The 20,852-nt window shown below is 60.1% G+C and carries 16 protein-coding genes; 11 read left to right on the top strand and 5 right to left on the bottom strand.

Annotation, left to right across the window (positions count from 1 at the left end; all coding sequences use genetic code 11):
• Window positions 1–136 precede the first annotated feature (136 nt).
• Window positions 137–610, top strand: a complete 474-nt coding sequence (locus tag CCK87_RS08975; RefSeq protein WP_086461036.1) for a hypothetical protein — start codon at window positions 137–139, stop codon at window positions 608–610.
• Between the two features lie 39 nt (window positions 611–649).
• Complete coding sequence (locus tag CCK87_RS08970) at window positions 650–1,426, top strand: type II CAAX endopeptidase family protein (RefSeq protein ID WP_086461035.1); 777 nt, start codon at window positions 650–652, stop codon at window positions 1,424–1,426.
• Between the two features lie 15 nt (window positions 1,427–1,441).
• Here the strand turns inward: CCK87_RS08970 and CCK87_RS18450 are convergent, their stop codons facing one another.
• Window positions 1,442–2,311, bottom strand: a complete 870-nt coding sequence (locus tag CCK87_RS18450) for a MarR family winged helix-turn-helix transcriptional regulator (protein ID WP_086461034.1) — start codon at window positions 2,309–2,311, stop codon at window positions 1,442–1,444.
• A gap of 319 nt (window positions 2,312–2,630) precedes the next feature.
• On the opposite strand from CCK87_RS18450, the gene CCK87_RS08960 reads away from it, so the two are divergent.
• Window positions 2,631–4,103, top strand: coding sequence for a SpaH/EbpB family LPXTG-anchored major pilin (locus CCK87_RS08960; RefSeq protein WP_140162796.1), 1,473 nt, complete (start codon window positions 2,631–2,633; stop codon window positions 4,101–4,103).
• Between the two features lie 14 nt (window positions 4,104–4,117).
• Window positions 4,118–5,056, top strand: coding sequence for a class C sortase (locus CCK87_RS08955; protein ID WP_140162795.1), 939 nt, complete (start codon window positions 4,118–4,120; stop codon window positions 5,054–5,056).
• Between the two features lies 1 nt (window position 5,057).
• On the opposite strand, the gene CCK87_RS08950 is transcribed toward CCK87_RS08955, so the two are convergent.
• Window positions 5,058–5,792 (bottom strand): putative ABC transporter permease, encoded by a 735-nt coding sequence (locus tag CCK87_RS08950; protein ID WP_086461032.1) that lies wholly within the window; start codon window positions 5,790–5,792, stop codon window positions 5,058–5,060.
• A gap of 865 nt (window positions 5,793–6,657) precedes the next feature.
• On the opposite strand from CCK87_RS08950, the gene CCK87_RS17980 reads away from it, so the two are divergent.
• The 4 genes from CCK87_RS17980 to CCK87_RS08940 all read left to right on the top strand — a co-directional run bounded on the left by CCK87_RS17980 (window position 6,658) and on the right by CCK87_RS08940 (window position 10,444).
• The gene (locus CCK87_RS17980; RefSeq protein ID WP_140162794.1) at window positions 6,658–7,464 is read left to right on the top strand and encodes a hypothetical protein; all 807 of its coding nucleotides are present in this window, start codon (window positions 6,658–6,660) and stop codon (window positions 7,462–7,464) included.
• Between the two features lie 233 nt (window positions 7,465–7,697).
• Window positions 7,698–7,850 (top strand): hypothetical protein, encoded by a 153-nt coding sequence (locus tag CCK87_RS18240; RefSeq protein WP_170927207.1) that lies wholly within the window; start codon window positions 7,698–7,700, stop codon window positions 7,848–7,850.
• Window positions 7,851–7,919: 69 nt separating this feature from the next.
• On the top strand, window positions 7,920–8,696 hold the full coding sequence (locus tag CCK87_RS08945) for a hypothetical protein (protein ID WP_140162793.1): 777 nt from the start codon (window positions 7,920–7,922) through the stop codon (window positions 8,694–8,696).
• 47 nt (window positions 8,697–8,743) lie between these two features.
• Complete coding sequence (locus CCK87_RS08940) at window positions 8,744–10,444, top strand: hypothetical protein (RefSeq protein ID WP_086461030.1); 1,701 nt, start codon at window positions 8,744–8,746, stop codon at window positions 10,442–10,444.
• Window positions 10,445–11,226: 782 nt separating this feature from the next.
• On the opposite strand, the gene CCK87_RS08935 is transcribed toward CCK87_RS08940, so the two are convergent.
• Window positions 11,227–13,680 (bottom strand): S8 family serine peptidase, encoded by a 2,454-nt coding sequence (locus CCK87_RS08935; protein ID WP_086461029.1) that lies wholly within the window; start codon window positions 13,678–13,680, stop codon window positions 11,227–11,229.
• Between the two features lie 24 nt (window positions 13,681–13,704).
• Entirely contained in the window at window positions 13,705–14,883 is a 1,179-nt protein-coding gene (locus CCK87_RS08930) for an ATP-binding protein (protein ID WP_170927206.1), read from the bottom strand.
• Between the two features lie 568 nt (window positions 14,884–15,451).
• On the opposite strand from CCK87_RS08930, the gene CCK87_RS08925 reads away from it, so the two are divergent.
• The gene (locus tag CCK87_RS08925; RefSeq protein WP_140162792.1) at window positions 15,452–16,324 is read left to right on the top strand and encodes a hypothetical protein; all 873 of its coding nucleotides are present in this window, start codon (window positions 15,452–15,454) and stop codon (window positions 16,322–16,324) included.
• Window positions 16,325–16,505: 181 nt separating this feature from the next.
• Window positions 16,506–17,264, top strand: coding sequence for a hypothetical protein (locus CCK87_RS08920; protein ID WP_086461026.1), 759 nt, complete (start codon window positions 16,506–16,508; stop codon window positions 17,262–17,264).
• Between the two features lie 188 nt (window positions 17,265–17,452).
• Here the strand turns inward: CCK87_RS08920 and CCK87_RS08915 are convergent, their stop codons facing one another.
• Window positions 17,453–18,769 (bottom strand): ATP-binding protein, encoded by a 1,317-nt coding sequence (locus tag CCK87_RS08915; RefSeq protein ID WP_086461025.1) that lies wholly within the window; start codon window positions 18,767–18,769, stop codon window positions 17,453–17,455.
• An 81-nt stretch (window positions 18,770–18,850) separates the two neighbouring features.
• On the opposite strand from CCK87_RS08915, the gene CCK87_RS08910 reads away from it, so the two are divergent.
• The gene (locus CCK87_RS08910; protein ID WP_086461024.1) at window positions 18,851–20,845 is read left to right on the top strand and encodes an SIR2 family protein; all 1,995 of its coding nucleotides are present in this window, start codon (window positions 18,851–18,853) and stop codon (window positions 20,843–20,845) included.
• Window positions 20,846–20,852: the final 7 nt, after the last annotated feature.

Genomic DNA, 20,852 nt, shown 5'->3' with positions numbered 1-20,852 from the left:
TATTCGAATGATAAATTCCTCGTTTCGGTCGCTGCAAAAAATCTATTCGGATGTGTCTCGGATCGAGTTAGGGTTGTCCCACGCCCATGAATCCGTCTCGTAATCGGGGTGGATCGCGAACCGGAAGGATCGAAGAATGTCGAGAGAAGAGCACGCACGCGAAGGTGCACAGGCAGTCATCCCGGACGACGAAATCCTCGATGTCGCCGTGGTGATGCCCCGCGGATCGACCATCTCCGGGGTGCTCGGTGCTGCGGCAGGCGTCGGCCTGGGCGGCAACAACCAGACTGCGTGGGGCGTCGCCGGCGGGATGCTCGCGCAGCGCGCCAACAGCGCCTCGCATGGAAGCTACCCGTCGATCGTGCTGGCCGTGTCAGCAACGAAGCTCTACGTCCTCGGCCGCACCTCAACGGGGCTGGTGGGCGGGTGGAAGCACCTGCACCCGGTGGCGCACATCGACCGCAGCAACCTCGAGATCGGCCGTCGACAGAGTGGAACTGTGCGGGTCATCGAACTGACCGACACCACCACGGGAACGAAGCTCGAGTTCGAGGCGCAGAACATCGGCGGCCTCGGCCTCAAAGACCTCCTCGCCGAACTCGGCGAATAACGCTCCAGCAGCCGACCAGCACCGACATCGGGGGATGAAATGACGACAACGACACACAACCGCAACGATCGATTCGGACGGTTTCTCGAACGCCGGGACGACCGCGACTTCCCGTATTACAACGGCCAGCCCGTCGAGATCCCCACCTGGAAATGGGTGCTGATCATCCTGGCCTGCGTTGTCGGGTTCGTCGCCCTGACAACCATCCCCGCGGCAAACAATGTCGAGTTGCTTCTGCCGCGATCCCTGTTCACCGCAATCATGCTCATCGCGTTCATCCTTCTGGCCGGAAGACACTGGACGGCGATCTTCCGGAAACCCACCGGCGGCGACTGGGTTGCGATGCTGGTGTACGGCCTCGTAACCTTCGTCGTCTCGTTCATTCTCGGCGCACTCGTGCGGGCGATCTTCGGCGCGACCGCCAACACGGCAGCCGACGGGCTGGCCTCCGGTGGAGCACCGGAGATCATCACCTTCTACGTCGGCACCGCGATTCAGCTGCTCGGCGAGGAGCTGTTCAGCATCCTGCCCTTCCTCGCCCTGATGTATTTCTTCTACACCAAGGCAAAACTCAGCCGGAAGACGTCGATCATCATCGCCTGGCTCGTGATCGGTGTCTACTTCGGGGCGGCCCATCTGCCCACCTACGACTGGAACGTGATTCAGGCGCTCGTCGGGATCGGTGTCGCCCGGCTCCTGCTCACCCTCGCGTTCATTCGCACCAAGAATATCCTCGTCTCGACCGGAGCTCACATCCTGAACGACTGGATTGGCTTCACCTTCGTGCTCGTCACCAGCGCCGCCCTCGTTTCGTGATCCTGGCTGAGATCCTCAGTGCGGATTCGGGACGCCGTCGCCTCCGGCGATCGGGGGCGAGACGACATCGGCCATCGGCTGGGCCCAGGCCGCGACCTCGGCGAACAGCGCGGAGAACGTCTCGCGTAGCTGCTGAATCCCGTCGAGCACCGCACCTACCGCATTCACACCCTCTGGAGTCGCCTCGAGGACGACGGCCCGTCGGTCTGCGGGAACCGCGTCGATGAGGCGACGCACGTAACCCTTCGCGCAGAGCTGATCGACGATGTACGCGGCCCCCGCGGGAGAGACCCCCAACGAGGACGACAGGTCATTCGGACGGACCCCCACTTGGGTCGCTATCTGCACCAGGGCCGCTCGCTGACGAGCAGCCAACTGTCCTTGCATAGCCGCATCAGGCATAAAACCGACCAGCGAAGCGCCCGCCTCACAGACCCGTCGAAGAAGATCGATCGGATCCGTCGATAGTTCGTCTATTCGCGATGATTGTGGCGGAGTCGTTCCCGCGCTGATTTCCTGAGCAAGGTCTTTACTCAGGTGGAACAGGTCAGAGATCGACGTGCGGAACATTTCGGACTGCTCCTCACCGCGGTTGGTGAGGACGACCTCAACAACGCGGCCATCGCCGTCCGAGGGCCGTGTGACGACGAGGCCGTTCTCGCGCAGGCGGGACAGCATTCGCGATAGGGCACGACGGTTCATCCCGCTGACATCGGCAACCTGTCGAGTCGACACGGCGTGATCTTTCACGAGTGCAATGATCGCGAGGATCTCCTCGATTTCGGCCCATTGGGTACCGAATGTGTCATCGACGATGCGGGTTATCTGGTCGTTGAAACGCCCCAGTAACTCCATGGCGCGGTCTTGCCCTGTTGTGTCCGTCATTGTGCTCGAGAAGCAACGTCACTACACGTTGTTCGTTCAGCCCCGACGCGGGGGTCGAGATCTACTTCAGTTACGTTGGTCATGGCAGCCCTTTCAGCGATCGATACCGTGAAGCCGGCCGAGGTCCGGGGCTAACTGTTTCTTAAGTTTATCTCAGCGTCCGACGTGCATCTTCCTCGCGCGGTGATGCGAAGGCGTCGGGCGATCTCGAATTCGGTCTAGATTCAAGACAGTTCTGAACATATCCTTTCTTCAACGCCCCTCGAGCGGGGGTGTCCGGCGGCACCGATGCCGCCGTTGGATGACGGAGGGGGCCGTTGTGTCTGGATCTATTTTTTCTTATCGAGGATGGCGGATCGCCGCGGGTGTGGCGTGTGGGATCCTGGCGGCGACGGGATTAGCGGCCTCGGCCTTTGCTGCGGGTCCGTCAGCCCCTGACCCGGCCCGGAACGGGACCGCGTCGCTGACCGTCACTGTGCAGGGCAGTTCCACCTTCGAGGTTTACCGAGTCGATGTCCCTGGCGCACCGATCGACTTAACGACGAATGATGGATGGCAGACAGTCAACGGCCTGTTAGACGATCTCGGCAGCAACCCGACGGAGCAAGAACTCGTCGATCGCGGTCTCGATATTGTTGCCGTGGCCCCGGCCAACCCGCGGGTCGATCCGTTGCAGCTCGTCTTCCCGAATCTGCCCTTCGGTCTCTACTACGTCGAAGAAACGGTACCGGCCGCCGGTTTCGACCCCGTCCTGCCATTTTTGGTTACCGTCCCGACGACCGATCAGGCGGACGGGGCCAGCTGGATCTACGACGTGCAGGTGTCGCCGAAGAACCGTTCGACCACCGACAAGACCGTTGCAGACGGCACTGCATCGCATGGTGACCTGCCCGGGGATCCTGGTTCAGGAAGCGTGTTCACATGGACGGTGCGCGGCAACGTCGTCGACAACATTCAGGATCAATACGAGGTGATCGACAATCTCGACCCCCGGCTCGTATTCACCTCGGCCCGTGTGTATCTCACGACCGGTTCTCCTCAAACGACCATCCCCCTCACCGAAGGATTGGATGCGGACTACACGGTTTCCACAGATGCGGGCGGTGGAACCGGTGAAACCGTGGTGACAATCGATTTCCGGCCCAACGGCCTTTTGCAGCTCCAGAGCATCGATGAAGCCACCACCCAGGTGGTCGTCGAAATCGACACGACCATTTCCGGTGAACCTGACGGCGGCGCATCCGGACTTATCGCTAACACCGCCACCGTTATCCAGAACAATGGATTCGTGACCGAGATCCCCGGCACCGAAACCAAATGGGGCAAGGTCACAGTCACGAAGCAGTCCACTACCGGGCAGCTCCTTCAAGGTGCGACCTTCGAGGTGTACGCATCCAACAGCAACGACTTCGCCACCGCAGCGACCACCGGTCTCACCGGCACGACCGCGGCCGATGGCACGACGACCATTGGCAGCATCCGCTACTCCGACCACGCTCTCGGAGACGGCATCAGCACATCCTCGACGGCATACGAGTACTACTGGCTCGTCGAGACAGTGGCGCCCGCGGGCCACGAATTGCTTCCTGACGCAGTTCCCTTCCAGCTCACCGAAGGCAACAGCACCGACTTCACCGTCGGTGTGTCGGTCGAGAACGTCCCGACCAACGGCGGCTTCACCTTGCCGCTGACTGGTGGAACGTTCGCGACCGTGGTGTTCTACCTCATCGGAGGCTTGCTCGCCGTCGGGGCAGTCCTGCTGATCCTGCGGACGAGGCGCGTGCACGGGTGACCAAGCGAGCGCCGATGCGCGCCATCCTCCGGCCCGATCGGTGGTGGCAGGTGCCGGCGATACGCACGGCGACGTTTCTCCTCATAGCTTTTCTTGGGGGCGCATCGCTTGCTTACCCGTCCGCCGCGGAGTGGATAGGTGCTGTCGGTAGGTCGCAGACGATCTCGCACTACGGGGAGACGACAACCAGGCTCACGCCGGAGCAACGCGCCGCCCTCCTCGAGGCTGCGGCTCGGTATAACGGTGAGCTGACGGACAGCCCCCTCAGCGATCCGTTCCTGCCGAGCCCCGACGGGCCGGTGATGGGATCTGATGCGGGCCGGAAAGACTACGAGAAGCAGCTGCGTGCAGGCGAGTCGGACGGCCCGATGGCCAGATTGATGTTCCCCGCTATCGATGTCGACCTGCCCATCTTCCATGGCACGGCCAACGGCACGTTGGCGAGGGGTGCCGGACACTTGTACGGCTCATCGCTTCCCGTAGGCGGTCGGGGCACGCATTCCGTCATCACAGCGCACAACGGATACACCGGCGCCGAGATGTTCGACGACCTCGACGCTGCGCAACTCGGTGACACCTTCACGATCACGGTCGCGGGAAAGGTCCTCACGTACCGGGTCGACCAGATAGAGGTCGTCACACCCGACGAGCTCGATCATCTCCTGCAGGTTCCGGGCAGTGATTACGTGACCCTGGTCACATGCACCCCGCGGTTCATCAACTCCGACCGGCTGCTTGTGAGGGGTACTCGGGTAGGAACGGGCTGGGAATCACAAGCTGGAGGCGACCTCGAGCCTGACTCGGCAGCAGGTCCAGGTATGCCGTGGTGGGTGGTCGTCGTCGCGCTCCCACCTGCCCTGGCTGCGGGCCTCCTCTGGGTGACGAACTCGGCTCGAAAACGAAGCACCGCATTGCCCGAGAACCCGCAGGCCGAGAAGATAAGCGTGCCTTGACTCAGGCCGCCGGTGTGGGATTCTGCTCGGCACCAGCCTTGCTGGAACGAGCGCGTGGAAATGCCTTTGCGAGTCGTCCGAGGGTGGCGAGGTCAGCGTGGGTGGCGAGGTCGGCATGGCTCCCGACGGAGCGGCTGCGGCCGATCGAGTCTTCCAACTGAATCACGCCGTGCTCGATGCGGTCGTGGGTCTGAGCGAGGGTTCCGGAGAATTCTTTGAGCACCGGACGCAGCTTGGCCAGCGACCGGACCGAGTTCGCCATGTCGACGATGAGAATGCCGACGAGCGTCCATGCGAATGCGATCGACACGTCGTGCGGAATCGCAACGAGGAGGGCAACGAAAGCGGGATGCAGCACGTAGATGAGAAGCAGGCCGAGTATCCCGAACAGGAGGGAATTCTCGAGACAGATTCGTCCCTGCAGGTTGAGCCGTCGATCGCTGTAGTCCCAGAGCGTGATGTGGAAGGCCTTGTCGAGCACCAGATGTGTCGTGAACTCGAGGGTGCTGGTGATAATCACGCACGCAATGAAGATGACGAAGATGTTGTGGAAGTTCGGCACGACCAACAGGATCATCGCGATTGCTCCGAAGCCGTAGATCGGCACGAACGGACCTGTCAGGAATCCCCGATTCTGGAGAGAACGCTCGCGCACGAGCACGTAGAGTACTTCGGCGATCCATCCGATGAACGCGTAGCAGGCCACGAACAGGAAGATCATGCTGAGTGCGTACATCAGGTCGGGCTTCTCCGGCTCGGGGGGGTCCTGAAGACTGCGAGTTGCTCGCTATGTGTCATTTGGGACCACCTTTGTCCAGGCGATGTCGTCCGGCCGCACTGGAATACCAAATTTTCGCCTTCACGAGATATTGCACATGCGCAGGCGAAAATTCAAGACGTGATCCGGTTCGAATTTGATGCGGCAGTTGCTGTACAGGATGCGAACAACCGTGAAGATACGCATCGCCGTTGCTCGAGTATTGCAAACTTTCCTGCCCACATTTTGCCCACACTTTCGCGAGAACCGACGTAGTCGGCCGTTATCTCGCGTGATCAATATCCGTAGACATTGGCTGAACTTCCGCAAAAGTCAGGCAGAGGCGCGGCGATGTATCGAGTTCGAGTCCCTGTGGGGGTACCACTTCGACCTCGCTGCACCCCCTTATTGGCGCGGAAGTTGCCAATCATTGGAAAGGTCGCGGGGCGGTTTTGCCCACAATCTGTCGTTATCAACGGCGCTCGCAACGGATATCGACAGTGTTTAGCTCAGTCGTATCCAACTGGAGACGGTGCATAAGCATCGCCGAAACTGGCTCGACCACGATGGCATCGTTCGTGTCTCACAAACCGTGAATTCACCGCTGTGAGACAGTTCCCTCCGATGAGACGACTTTTCGAGACAGCCCTCATGCTGAATCTCCGGGCGATACGAGTCGACACTGGGGGAGCGGGCGGTGGCTCGAAAAGCTGTAGTTATTTGAGACGTGACCAAGGTCGCGGGTGGCGCTCCTCTCTTAGGGGCACCACTATGGAAGCAATACGACATGTCCCCGCCAGCGTCTCTGGAGCACGCGGGCCTTAGCCCGAGGAGTGTGTTCTGCGTGACGACTCTCATTGCTTGGGCTGCAGTCGATCAACGCCGGGTCTCCTCCATCTACATTGCCAGCGACAGTCGCATCTCCTGGGGTAGCTCTCACCTTTGGGACCAAGGACGCAAAACCTTCGCCGCAACCGAGACGCCTCACATTTTTGGATACTGGGGCGACGTTCTGTTTCCCTCGATTGCGCTGCCGACGGTTTTGGACCAGCTGGCGGCCAGCGCCATTAGTCCCACAAGTTCGGGCTTCAGCGCGATCGGCGGCGCCATTCAAAGCCTCTGGACTGACTACCCAAAACCGGAGAAAAGAGACTTCGGGATCGTGATGGCGACCCGACGAGGACGTGGCATGGAAGCGGTCTTTGAACTGGGAATTATGACGTTCGAAGCGAGTACCGAGACGTGGGACATAAGGGAAGCCGATATGCCCGAATCATCATCTCAACTCCACCTCGCGGGAAGTGGATCCACAGAAGTCCGGAAAGCCTGGCATTTGTGGGAGGACAGCAGTCAAGGTGGAACGAGTCGAGCTATCTACAGCGCATTCGCGGAAGCACTCGCCGAAGGAAAGGATCCCCGCTCAGGGGGTGGTCCGCAACTAGTTGCGCTTCAGCAGACGGGTCCTGGCCGGCGGTTTGGCACCGTTTACCAGGGGAAGCGCTACCTTGCCGGCGCGCAAATACAAGAATCGGCCGCACGAGCCACCGCGGTTAATTGGTTCAACGAGCTATTCGAACGTGTCGACGGCGGCGACGGAAGACGATTAGTTAACGCCCAGCGCCACGCGCCACGAAGAAGCAAAAGGGCGTAGCGTTCCAGTGCTCTTGTCCTGAATCCAGGACTGTGGGACGATATCCGCATCTGCGATGCAGATGCGTATGTCGGATTCGAACTCCTGTGTGCGCACGCAATTCCCATTCCTTCCACAACTCGGGGGAGGGTCTACGTTGGCGGCGGCTGGTTCTCCAGCCGCTTTTGGGTTTAATAGACGCATTTGATCGCTAGAGTGCGTCCTGAGGCGGCCGGGATCTTCGGCCGGACCTCGTGTTCGAGATTCTGGCGCTCTACTGTGAGAAGGTCAGACCAAATCTGCGCAATCAAGTAGCTTACGGTCTGTTCGACTACGACGAGTTAGCCTTCTCGGACGCGGTGCAGGCCTGGGGGCAAGCGCTGCAGCTGGTCTACATGCCCTACTGAAACAGTATCGGGCGGAAGCGGCGCCCACAGACGAAGACCGAATAACCCATACGAATAGGGCAATCAGCGATGCTCAGAATGGAGCACGTCAGAGTGGCTGAGCAAGACGCGCCCGACCCCGAGCGGGAGTTCGGTGTCAACGTGCTTGAGAACGTTTTCGTGACGTGGATCGAGCCAGAGCTCGCCCGACGTGGACTGGCCCCCGACCGGAGCTCCGTGTGGGCCGGCGTAGTGGAGCTCTTTCCTGGTGGTGGCTTCAAGACGACGCTCAATGATGAAGCCAAGATCGCCGCAAGGGCGACCCCCTCTGCAGGGATCGCGCCAGGCACACCGCTGACCGAGGAGAACATTGAAAGCCTCGAAACGTTCCAACCGACCGGGGTCGGGACCGACAGCGGTTGGATCGTCTACGTCGTGTTCGCAGGGGCTCCGTACCTGGCTTTCGACTTCCGCTACAACAAGAGCCGCGTCGGTGAGCTACTCGATCTCGCCGACGACTACCTCACGACAGCCCGGGCTTCCTACGTGGGGGCCCTTCGTCCCGCTGTCGACAACCTGTACTCCGCGGCCGAGCTCACCGTCCAGGCGCAGATGCTCGGCGAGTCTCAGACAACCACCTTCCATCGAGTCCGCGCGAAGTGGCTGAAGAACGCCGCCGACATGGCGAACGTCCCAGCTATGCACAACTACATACTCCAGGAACTGCACGGCCAGCGGGCAGCAGCCCGCTACGCAGATGGCCCACTGAACATGACGGCCACCGAGGTCGCTGAGGTGCTCGACGCTGTGACCCAGATGATCGACTTCGCGCGCCAGCGCACCGGCGTTCCTCGCCAGGATTTCTAAATCGATGCGGTTGAACAAAAAGCTGAAAACAGAGGTGAGGCGACGAGATGTCGATTGACGCTGAGGCGACGCGATCCACCCTGCCCTTACTCGATGTCCCCTTCGTCTTTTCTCAAGTTCAACTCTTGTCTTCTCAACAGTTTCGAGATGAGGCAAGGAGCAAGTGGGATCAGCGCGTCTCCATCGATGACCTGGAGACGCTTCACCAGCTCGGGCTACTCGTCCCGCTCTATCGAGCAGATGATGATCAGAAACCCGAGGCCCTGCCGGCGCCCCATGAAGACGACCACAGCAAGATCGCTCGATACGCGCGTGAGGGTCTGATTCGCGATCCACAAGGCGAAGACGCCTCGCCCTGGCCGCACTGTCGCCCGAATGGTGTGGGGGACAACTGGTGGGACGGGTTCTTTTACAGTCATTGGCAGCTCCTGGGGCTCCGCGATGCTCTCCAGCAGCGCGAGAACCTACGCAGAGTTCCTAATGAGGACAAGGGGTCTCGTGCGTTCGCAGCGCGGCAGCGGCATGAGTACCTGGCCTTAGCTGCGTTGTCGGCGAGGTTCTTCCCATCCATCATTGGTCGGGTTACGTACCGGGATGGTGCCGAACGCGAGACGCTCCTCACAGCCCGCCACGATGTCGACGCCACGGCACGACTCAGCGCAGCTTCTTTTCCAGCTGACCGCCTTCGGCCGACAGCGGAGTTCCTGCTCTCCCGCGCCCACGCGCATGACCCCATGCGAGAGTGGTGGGATCTCGCAAGGCATTCCGATGCGAGCGGCTGGTTTCGTCTACGCGGCGGCGCGCTCGAAGCGGTCTGGCAACGAATCGCCGCGGAAGTGTTCCTACGCGCACACGATGAACTCGCCTCGCTGGGCACCCTTGACTCGCTCCCTGAGACGGGTGACCCGCACATGTGGCATCCCTTACAGGAACGGATCGGCCTGCATCATGACAGTGACGGCATCCACCGGAGCCTGGCCCGGGTGGGACTGTCACCTGAACCATCGGTCGTGCTCGTGCTCGAAGGACAGACCGAGATGGTTCACATACCGGCGCTGCTCGATGCCCTAGGGATTAGCAAACCGCAGCAAGTGCGCGTCATCAACCAGCGCACATCGAGCGACAGGCCCAATCAGCTGGCCCGCTACGTCGCGCCGAGGTTGGGGCGGATACGGGGCAACAGGCAACTGATTGAGGCTGGCCCCACGGCACTGGTGGTGGCAATGGATGCAGAAGGACCGATCTGGGGCACCCCAGCAGCACGAGACCGACACCTCCACGAGTTACGCGAGATCGTCCGTCAGGAAGTCGCTGCGCAAGGCGGTGCCGTCACCGATCATGAACTCGAAATCCTCGTACAGCTGCATACCTGGGGTGACCAAAAGTACGAGCTTGCGAACTTCACCGACGAAGAACTAGAGACAGCGATCACGCAGGTGCTTCGAGCGAACTCCAAGACCGAACGTTCCGAGACGAACTGGGTGGCTCGACTGCGCACCGACATTGAGTACGCCCGGGAACGTGAGCTCGATATCAAGGTGGTCTTCGACCGCATTCAGCAGCAAGTCAGCAAAGTCGAACTCGCCGAGGCACTCATGCCTGTCCTGCTCGCCAAGCTCGAACACGAAGACAGTTCGGATCATACCCATCCACCGGTCCTCGATCTTGTCTTCGACCTAGTCACTCTCGTCAACCGACTCTCCGGTGGCGGATACAGTCTGGAGAAGCCCGCCGAGGCGCCCGGCTAGTGATAAATCTGGGGGTTCTCGATCGCGAGCCGTGGCGCGAGTCACTAGACAAGCGGACACCTCAATTAGGGATCGCTCGAGGGTGTTCCCCTAGAACACGAGGAGAGGTCGGGCGTAACCTCACCCCCAGAAGCAATGCAAGGTCTCCGATGATGTCCCTTATGTTTGGGCGGGAACTCCGAGATCAGGGGTGCCCCAAGGTGCGGAAATGCAAGGTAACTCCAGTGGTGATCGCACCCCTATTGGGACGTCGGTCGACGAACGATCGGGCGTTCTCCAACACGATGGCAAGGTTCTGCCACCGGACGACTCGCAGCCTTCCTGATATTGGAAACAGCTGCAGCGCAACAAGCGGCACCCGGTCCCGTCCTCGGCAAATGCATTGCTCGGCTCAACAAAATTGCAGCTGAGCTTGAACCTCTGGGTGCGGAGCTTCCGCGGCTCGAGCGCGGTCGAACGCGGCCATCGCCGGCGGAAACCTTCTACCGACAATCCTTTCCGACGCATGGAATAAGGCCGGTTGGCACGTGGAAGCCCGACGGGCGAGCGGCGGAGCACTGTTGGACCTGTGGCAGATCGTCATGTGACTTCAGGACGGACATAATCTCACGGCGCCCACAGGGCAGAACATCGGTCTTGTAACTGCGGAGTAGCATGAGGCTCCCGGAACCAATCTTTCTGCGCATAGACCGGCCGAATATTGCAAGAACAGTAGCCGAGCGCAATATTGTGGGGGAGTAGGTCCGCACAAGACCCACGTCGATTCCTGTCCGCCAAGATCCCTAGACGGCGGCGCTGACGTTGACGCGAGTCCGGAGGTCGCTGAGGCGAACCCCGATTGTGCTCAGTGATGCTCGCATTTCGTCGAAAACGGGTGCTTCGCCGGCCGGGTCTTCGATTGTCATGATGACGGCAAATTCGACGCCGGCCTCAGGGGGTCGTTCTCCGGCTCGGCTGAGATAGTCGACTTCGAGGGTCCAGTCGGTGGAACGTCCTACGCCTCGGGGCATCGCTGCTTCATAGGATTTGATCGGGTACCACTTTCCTAGTTCCGTGGCGAGGGTTCTCTCATTGGCGTAGGTGAAGCCGGAGAAGAACTGATGCGTCGGCTGCGTCTTGCGCGCGAACCGTCCGTTTTCGTCGGCCTGTTTGACTGCGGCGTCGAGGTTGATTCGGACCATCTCGTCACCGTGGACATAGTTCAGAGTCGGCCGGGCGACGATCGTCAACCGCAGTAGGCCGTGGCAGCTGCCTTCGCTGTCTGCTAGAGACCGTGGCCAGGTGAACGGGAACTCGATTCCGCGCCCGGGTAGCACCCGGTCGTTCAGAAGCACCGTCATTCGATGTGTATCGCCGTCGAGGGTTTCCTCCACAGTTTGCGGGACGCCGTGGCCGATGAAGGACTGGCCGATGTTCTTGAGCGGTTTGCTGTTGAGCAGTGCCGGCGACTCAGCGTGATGGATGGTCAGTGCGATCAGTGCCTCTCGGGACAGCGAGCCGGCAGTGCTCTGATCGAGCGTAGCGAGGTACCGGGACACGATCGGCGCTGAGTAGCTGGTGCCTCTCACGTTGTTCATGTTCCCGAACGCATCCATAGCGCGGAGACCAGTATCCGCACGCATCGAATCAGGTGCGGCGCCGCCGTAGGCCGCGAGATCCGGCTTCAGCGCCGAGGGAATCCGTCCGCCGCGGCGAGTGTAGCGCGTTGGAGCTCCTTCGATTTCGAAAGCAAGCCCCGGCGGATTGATGGCCCCGATCCCGAGATTGGCCAAGCTTTCGCTGGGCGAGCCGACGCCATCTGGGGCTCCTCCCTGGGCCAGCATGGCGATGGCGTCTGTCGGGTTCGCTGGCCACTCCAGTCGCTGGTCGATCCGCGAGAGATTTCCGACCGAAACGACGAAGATGATGTCCAGCTCGAGGGCGATCTCATCAAGGCGACGCGCTGCAATGCTGTAGGACGTGGCTCCGGGTGGCCGTCGCAGGATGGAGGAAAGGTTGAATATGCGGACTCCGAATGCGTCTCGAGCCCTCTGGCAGCCTTCCCGCAATTCAGCGAAGAAGTCCTCCAGCGAGGGGTAGTAGACACCTGTGAAGTTCGCGGCAGGGAATATGCCCAGGTCGTAAATCCGGCAGTCTTCCGCTGCCGGGAGCAGACCGCTGTTGAAGGAGCTACCCATGGCGATGATGGACGCGATTTGGGAGGCATGGTTGGCGCCGTTGATGCTGCGATGTTCCTCCGCTAGCAAGTCGGTGGCTTCCACGACAGAGGATGCCATGGGTCCGAAGACGCCGCCGTCGATTACTCCAACCACTCCTTGGGCGATGTCGGGGGTCCTGAGCTCTACCGGCGCGCCTAAATTATCAGGATCAACGCCTGGCGAAACTTCGGGATCAGGAATCTTCTCCTGCAGTCGTACGCGCTGGACGACTGCCAACTGTTCCACCTCGCCAATAGCAAGGCGAACATCTGGCGCAACCGGCAAAGCATCAGGAAGGTCATCCCGTCGGTTCTGGATAAGCCGTCGTATTGCCACGCCATCGACGGAGGTCGTCGAGGATCGCGGTGTGAATAGCATTTTCGGGAGGTTGGTTCGATCGATTGCTTCGTGACTACTCACGACCGCGTCGAGGGCACCGAACTGCGCGAGGGCTTCTCGACGCATTGGTTCATTTTCTGGAACATCAAATGTGTCGATTTCAAGCTTCGTATCGGCTTGGACTCCGACCCATTCTTCTGCTTCGTCCAGGGTGAATCCGCGTTCTGTGTTTGCGCGCCACTCTCGCACCGAGTCGATGGCACTGGTCTCGGATCGCTGCAGAGTAGGTGAATACCGCTCGACTCCTCGTGCGTCGGTTTTGATGGCAACGGCTTCTTCGGCAGAGCGGATGAGATCAATAATGGCGCCCAGCTTTGCGGAAGACGTCGCGAACACCAACTCCCCATAACGAATGGTGCCGACATGGCTCGCCCGTCTTGACGCAAAGAGCTTCGCGAATGGACGGTGCGATTTGGCGAGAGCGTCGGGACGCATCTGAACAACGATATTGATGAGATCACTGTCAGGGTGTCGCTCGAGAATTCGTTCCAACGCGGACGCAATGTCGTCTCGATGCTCGACGAAGGCGTCATCGAATCCTTTGAAAAAGTCCTTGCCGGCGCCCCCACCCTGAGGTGTCATCTTTGTGTCGCGGAACCGTTCTGGGTCAAGAACGATCTGAAGTGGACCACCAGCCATGTTCTGTTTCCCCCAGCTGTCGCGCTACGACGTCGTGCTTTGAAGCCAGCGAGCAACTGTTCGCCGGTCGCGGTCGAAAATAACTCCTAATTCGTTCGGCCCCAGATGGAGCGGCCCTTCGTTCAGCACCGACGCCAGTACAGCATCGGGTAGCTGTAACTGCGCTTTCAGGCCGTCTCCGAGTCGCAGCCCAGTCGCGTTCAGCGCCCGGCGCAACGCATCCATCTGGCTCACGTCGGACCTATCTGTCAGCACCCAGGTCTTGATGCTGGACAGGCTCAGCGTCTTCACGTCGGCGCCGGAGTGTCCTTCGGTCGCCCATCCGATCGCCTTTGCAAGGGGCCTCGGGTCCGGAAGGTGAACTAGCTGGCTTTCAGCAATGAGCGTGCGGTCCGGAAGAGACGGAAGTCCGAGGAAGATCTGGTGTTCGAAACGGCGCCAGATCGCTGTGTCGAGCAGTTGTTCGTGGTTTGTGATCGCGATCGTCAAACCGAACGGCGTGCGCTTGTCGAGATTCTGTAGCAGCGCATTGACGACGCGTTTGATCTCTCCGACCTCGTTGGAATCGTCTCGGATCTTCGCGACGGCGTCGAACTCGTCGAGGATCAGGACGGTGTCGTAGGAGTTGCAGAAGTCAAAAAGCGCACCTAAGTTACGCGCCGTGGTGCCGAGGAGCGACGATATAAGACCGTCGAGCCGAGCGATGACGGCCGGTCGACCAAGTTGGGCCGCGATCTTCATCGCTAGGGACGTTTTTCCGGTCCCGGGCGGTCCGTAGATGAGAAGTGAGCGGCTGATAGGAAGCCCCGCGTCGTAGAGCCGTTCCTGATGGCGCCATTCGTCCAGCAGCGATTCATACGCGGTCGTCGCCGTGTCGCTGAGGACAGGCCCGCGCATTTGATTCGCCGGGAATACCACTTCACACAGGGGCGCACCGGTATCCCGATCCACCGGGAGGGGCGTTCGTGTCCCCAACTTTTGAATGGATGCCGCTTCGCCTACCGAAGCACGAATAAAGTCGATCGGCTCGATGGCTTGTCTCTTTTCGCTCCGGGACAGGAGGCTGCGCAATGACTTCGCCTCGCGGCTGTCGCCCGACTCAGCCAAGCGTTCCGCGAGACGTGAGATCTGCTTAGCGATAGCCTCGGCGCTTCCTGTCAAGGCTGTACGTGCTAACGCCTGCACGACGTCGAAGTTCTCCATATGGACACTGTAGCCCGCAGGTGTGACATGGGGACCCAGATTGTGTGACAGATGAAGCGTGTTCATGTCCTATCGGGCCAGGAGTCAAAGCAACCGTCCACATACGAGGATGCGGGAACTGCCTGTCGTCGCCGAACCGAGATGACCGTGCCGTACCGGTGAGAGTTACTAACGTCGAGTGTCACTCGCTATCGGGACTGCTGAAGGAGACCCGTGCGCTGGGCTCGCTCTCGCAGAAGACACGTGTTCACCGCGGTGACTCCGGTGCTCTCTAGCGACGTAAGGGTGCTTGGACCCGGGCGCGGTGAGCGGGAGCGACAGGAGGGGAGTCGAGTTGTCATATGACCCCCGGTTATGTTGAAGGGAGCGCAACATTGAAGGTAGCCAGATAGTCGATTCGGTGGGTATGCCATCGGGAAGTTTCGTCCGGCGTGCGCAGCGTCGGCCTTTTTGTTACTACTGTGTCCCCATGCCCGCGGACACCCCCGACTCTTCCCTTCGGAACTCCTTACCGCGGATTCCCGAACGCCAACGCGTTCCCCATCCCGTAGGCGATACAGCAACGAGAATGGAAAGCCCTGATGAAAAGCGTGAAGCTGAGGGGCTCCTCGTCGAACTGTGCAAAAGAATAGACGAACTCGCGAGCTTGTCAGATCGTGGATATTTCGAAACCGAAGCGGGATCGTCCCTTGCGTTAGACAATGCAGCAATCCATCCACTCAGTGTCACCGCTGCTTCAAGCGCAGCCATCTTGTCGGCGATTGACCACCTCAATACGGTAGCCATCGTCGTACGAGCGGGAACCATGCCGTGGGTCTCGCTCTTCACGTTGCTTCGATCAGTCATCGAAACATCTTCCGTGGCCATCTACGTGCTGCAAAGCGAGTCTCGCAGTGAGCGAATCCTGCGCGTTCTCCGAGGTCAATTCGCAGAGATAAAAGACCGAGTGAACTCGCAAAAGAACTTGGGTGAGCCAGATGTGGATGCGGAAGCGGATAAAGATCTTATCCGGCGCGCCCTGGCGGGGTACCCGGACGCAGGATCGTGGGAAGAGATTGCGGGCAAGAACGGGGCTCGAAGCGGACCGGATCCAAGCATCACGCAAAAAATTTTGCTCGCCAGCGCGTCCGTACCTGTGCGAGATAACCGTCCGCCCTCAGCTGTGCTTGGCATGTGGCAGCTCTTCAGCGGCATCACTCACGCCAGACAGTACGCAATGATGACGATTCTGGACAAAGAGGAGCTCGAGTACGACGAAGAAACGGGGGTCGTCAACGTTCACTTTACGACGGGCGCCAGGTCCTTGGTCGGCAGCATCGTTATCGCGATCGACGTCGTCAACGCTGCGGTACAACTCTACGGTCGACGTTCGACTGAATTTACGAAGGTGCCTGAGGACGTTGTCCTAGAAGGCATTCTCCGCAAGCAACAACGACAATAGCGTCGGGCAGGCAATTCATTTGCGTAGCTTATGGCTATGCTCCAAGAGAGGGTGATGTATGGCAGGCGGACCTCGGGACTACAGCTCTGGGACAGAGAAGGCCTTATTTCGTCTGTCTTCCGGAACCTGCTATTTTCCCGACTGCACCACTCCAATCATTCGCACCATTGAGGGGCATCCTGTGGTCGAAGTGGAGATAGCCCATATTCGTGGCGCGAACAAGAACTCGGCTCGGTTCGATCCGTCCATGGACGATGCCGAGCGTTCGGCATTCGCCAATCTCATCCTACTTTGCACCGTTCATCACAAACTCGTCGACCGGATTTCCCCTGAAAAATACCCGGTCGAAGTCTTGAGGAGCTGGAAGGTGCTCAACGAGGCGACCGAGGGAATCGAAGCACTCAGGCAAGATGTGACAGCGGCCAACTTCGAGGCGCTACTCGAGCGGATTGCTGGCTCGCTTACCCTAAAGCGAACAGTGGAGCTCGACCTCCTTGCCGGCTTCGTCGTCAGCTCCACCGACATTGCTACGGTCCCTCCTGACTCATTCGACGTTGTACTCCGGCACAACCCTCATATGGCTAATATGACCCATGTGATGGTGAGTAACATCCGCAATATCGGCTCTCAGCCTGTCGGCATCGAGGCCGTAGATCTGTATTTCGGGTTACAGGCAAATGACGGATCAGAAAGTGAAGCATCATTCACTTTATTAGGACGAAATGATTTCGGATCGTCTAACCCGTTGCTCCCATATCGCCTTCAAGACGGAGCCGCAGTCCGGTGGCTCACCAAGATGGAAACGGTGCGGTACGTCGTCGAAACTGCGACCGAGAACGGGTCTAAGGTCCTCAATCTGCGGTCCCGCGTCCGACTGTCAACCGGGGAAGTGATCGACTCGATCAAAGTGCCCTGGCCATTCAAGAGCAGCTGGGATTGACCATGATTGCCTGAGGCCTCACCGGAAGGGTCGTTGCATTCGATGTGTCGCTGATAGGCAAAAATGCCCCCGCGCCCGCTGCGTTCTTCGACTACTCGAGGGTCGTTTCGGCGGAGCTCGCTCAGATGGCCGACGTGCCGGGCGCCGCGGTCTTGAGCCCAGACGCGATGGAATGGAGAGCCATTTTCTTACTCGAGAATCGCTTTCTGTGTCGGCGCCAGTAGCTCGGGAGTGGCCCCGCGCCAACCGAAATACTGGAAGAACTTCGAAGCGGCCGACAAGGCAGCAGCACGGCTCTCCTCGATTGAGGTACCCGGCCACATGACTATGTCCGGCAGCCTGAGTACGTTGTCGCTGTAGGTGTAAGGGACCCAGAAGCCGCCTGCGTGCCCCTGCGACTGACCGGCTGCCAACGCCCAGTCCTTGATGCCGTGCGCCTCAATTGACACAACATACTCGGGGCCGGGGGAGTTCAGGGTCTCGGGTGAACGGGCGTCCTTCTCCGCCTCCATATATCGCGCCGCAAACTCAAGCCACATAGTAAAGTCCGCCACGACCTCCTCGACCGATATGAAATTCGGATCAGCCTGTCCATCGGCCAGGATCAGTCGGCGGTCCTTCACTGCGCGGATGATGCCCATAGACCCGACGAATAGGCCCGACTGGAATGTGGTCCAGGTTTCCGGCAGGTAGGCGCCCTCATTCGTCGACCCGGAGACCCAGTCCTGGCCTTGTCCAGTAAAGGCCATATGAGGGAAGGCGCGTCCCGCATGGCGCACCTCGCTGCGATCGACCCGGGCGCGCAAAGTGGGGATGTCGAACCGATCCTCTCTGAAGGACCCGCCGCTGATGATGACGCGGAAGTATGGTTCAGGGACTCGGTCGCGCTGCCGGAGAAACACCTTGTCAACCTGCGCGGTGTAGCCCTTCGGGACGAGTGTGTTGCCGTTCTCCCGGAACTCCAAACCGCCTCCCTGGGCGCGTCGCAAGAACTGCGCCAAATTCTTGTCGACAGCGAGTTCGATCAACTCCCGCATTTCGGCGTGAGTTTGTCGAGCCGAGCTTTCCGGCTTAGCCGACGAGCGCGTGTAGAGCTGCCCGACGGCAAGTACACCGTCAAACTCCTTTTTGCACACCACCGGGTACGCGCCGAACTCCTCAATGCGCAACGCGATGACCTGCCCACCGGATGGATGCGACAACGTGCCGATCGTCATTTCCAGCGCCGGGTCGGCGTAGGCATTCACCTTCGCGGTGACATTGTCGAAGACGGTCCACTCCGACAGTTGCGAAGGAGTCAGTCCGTTCAGACCACCGACGGGGTCTGTGTCGTCGATTCCAAGCACAACGTGGCCGCCGCCTCGGTTGTTCGCTATGGAGAGACATGCCTTGACAACCTTGGCGACGTAGCCCTTATCGTTCAGACTGCCGCCTCTTTTGAACTCGACGTGACGCCGCTCCCCACCGATCTCCAGAATCACGCGTAGTTCGTCGTCGGTGAGCATGCTGACGAGTCTTCCACTGACGGAGCTGAAAATTAAGAAAGCGGGCCGGCCGGGACACGTCTCGGCCTGCCATTTTCTGGCATGGTGACGAGTGTGATTGATGATGACGCCCTGCTGCCGCTCGCTTTCTCTCTGTACTCGAGCCCCGGCGCGTACGGTCTGCTGCTGGGGGCCGGCGTTTCGGCACCCAGCGGCATCCCCACAGCGTGGGGAGTGATCGAGAACCTCACATCTCGGGTGGCGCAGCTCGTGGGTGAGAGTCCGGAGGATTCAGTGACATGGTATGAGTCGAAGTACGAGCAGCCGGCGCAGTACGAGACACTGCTCGAGCGTCTCGCGCCGACTCCGATCGAGCGACAGCGGCTCCTCCGTTCCTATTTCGAGCCCTCGGACGACGACCGCGACAACGGGCGAAAAGGCCCAACGCCAGCGCACAAAGCTATTGCCCGGCTCGTTCGGGCGGGGACGATCAGGATTATCGTCACGTTGAACTTCGACCGGTTGATGGAACAGGCAGTCCAGGCCGAGGGAATTGAACCGACGGTAGTAGCTTCTCCCGCGGATGCCGCAGGCCTTGGGCCCTTGCACATGCTCGACTGCTGCATTGTGCACTTGCACGGCGACTATTTGAGTCCCTCCTCCATGCTCAACACAGTCGATGAGCTGAAGGCGTATCCGCCGGAAATGACGGATCTGCTCCAGCGAATCCTGGGGGACTACGGACTAATTGTGGCGGGATGGTCCTCGGTCTACGACCCGGCTCTCCGGGATGCAATCGCGCGGCATTACCCGTCACGCTTGTCATTGGCTTGGGTCGAGCTGTCAGAGCCGAAAGCCGAGGCGACTCAGCTGGCGACCCTGAAGAAAGGTTCCTTTCTGCATTCTTCCGCTGACCAAGCTTTCGGCGAACTGGCGGATGCTGTTGAGGCTCTGGCGATGCGAGAGACGCGCCACCCTCTCGCGCTCTCGGTAGCCGTCGAGACCGCGAAGCGAGAACTGGCGGGGGGCAAGGTGGCAATCGGCCTCCACGACCGACTCGGACAAGAGATGACACGCCTCCACAACCTCGACGACTTCCATCTGCCGAACCACCGGAGCGCTGCAGTGCACGGCGGCTATCCGGCAATGTTTGCCCGGGTCCGAGAGGCCAGCAGGGTGCCGACTGCTTTGGTTGCAACCCTTGCCTATTGGGGTACAGACGTGACCGATCGGTGGTGGCTGGATGATGTGGGCCGTCTCGCTATAACTGCCCGGGGAGGCGGGGCAACCAGTTTGCTGGAGCTACGTCACGTTGCAGGCTCCGTGCTTTTTCTTGCCGCGGGTGTCGCGGCCGTGGCATCAAGGCGGTACGGGCTCCTCAAGCAGCTGTTCGCTCTGCAACGCCCAAATCCATACCAAAGTCGCGACGAAACTGTTTTGAATGTCTTCCGCAGTGTTGACGCCCACCCGGTCGAAGGTGCAGAGGATCTCTACCACTTCGTGACGCCCATCCTTCAAGAGTCACTCGGCATCGGGACGGATGCGCTCGATGATGCCTGGCAAACCTTTGAGGTGATTCGAAATGCGTTTCTCATCGAGACGGACTCGAGGTTCAACGAACAACGTGACGCTTACCTCGGCGAGAGTGAACGCTACCGAGACGCGATCGTAAGCTTCGGGATGTCCGTATCTGACGGGGACGAACCGAGTTCAGCGACGCAGGCGCGGGCAGAGGCACGGCTGGAAATGGACAGGACAGTCGGGCAAATCGCGAATCTATACAGGGGTGGCCATCCACACGTTCTTGTCTCCGACTTACACGGGGATGCTGGTTTCCGAAGCCCAGTTGCGGAGCGCCTAGCGGCAGATCTCGAAGCACAAGGCAAAGCGCACGAGTTAGTGCAATGTGGATTCGTAGCTATCCCGTCCTCGTTCACCCTGGCTTTGCAGGGGGCAAGCGTGGCTCTAGGCAGGACCGGCAACGACCTAACTTGGAAGCGGCCCGGACAGCATTCAGGGGTAATACCGTCAGAAATCTGGCTTGATTCGGCCCTGACACCGGAAGAGATCGAATTGTCCCAGCGAGATGCGCGCTAGTGTCCGC

Origin of the sequence: Agreia sp. VKM Ac-1783 (assembly GCF_900177765.1) — a bacterium.
Taxonomy (GTDB): Bacteria; Actinomycetota; Actinomycetes; order Actinomycetales; family Microbacteriaceae; genus Agreia.
This window is presented reverse-complemented; position numbering and strand designations above follow the sequence as displayed.

Excerpts from the sequence above, each read along its gene's own strand:
- CCK87_RS08945 (WP_140162793.1), top strand. The coding sequence starts at position 7,920 with ATGCTCAGAATGGAGCACGTCAGAGTGGCTGAGCAAGACGCGCCCGAC.
- CCK87_RS18450 (WP_086461034.1), bottom strand. The coding sequence starts at position 2,311 with ATGACGGACACAACAGGGCAAGACCGCGCCATGGAGTTACTGGGGCGT.
- CCK87_RS08950 (WP_086461032.1), bottom strand. The coding sequence starts at position 5,792 with ATGTACGCACTCAGCATGATCTTCCTGTTCGTGGCCTGCTACGCGTTC.
- CCK87_RS08975 (WP_086461036.1), top strand. The coding sequence starts at position 137 with ATGTCGAGAGAAGAGCACGCACGCGAAGGTGCACAGGCAGTCATCCCG.
- CCK87_RS08930 (WP_170927206.1), bottom strand. The coding sequence starts at position 14,883 with ATGGAGAACTTCGACGTCGTGCAGGCGTTAGCACGTACAGCCTTGACA.
- CCK87_RS08910 (WP_086461024.1), top strand. The coding sequence starts at position 18,851 with ATGGTGACGAGTGTGATTGATGATGACGCCCTGCTGCCGCTCGCTTTC.
- CCK87_RS08915 (WP_086461025.1), bottom strand. The coding sequence starts at position 18,769 with ATGCTCACCGACGACGAACTACGCGTGATTCTGGAGATCGGTGGGGAG.
- CCK87_RS08970 (WP_086461035.1), top strand. The coding sequence starts at position 650 with ATGACGACAACGACACACAACCGCAACGATCGATTCGGACGGTTTCTC.
- CCK87_RS08940 (WP_086461030.1), top strand. The coding sequence starts at position 8,744 with ATGTCGATTGACGCTGAGGCGACGCGATCCACCCTGCCCTTACTCGAT.
- CCK87_RS08935 (WP_086461029.1), bottom strand. The coding sequence starts at position 13,680 with ATGGCTGGTGGTCCACTTCAGATCGTTCTTGACCCAGAACGGTTCCGC.
- CCK87_RS08925 (WP_140162792.1), top strand. The coding sequence starts at position 15,452 with ATGGAAAGCCCTGATGAAAAGCGTGAAGCTGAGGGGCTCCTCGTCGAA.
- CCK87_RS08955 (WP_140162795.1), top strand. The coding sequence starts at position 4,118 with ATGCGCGCCATCCTCCGGCCCGATCGGTGGTGGCAGGTGCCGGCGATA.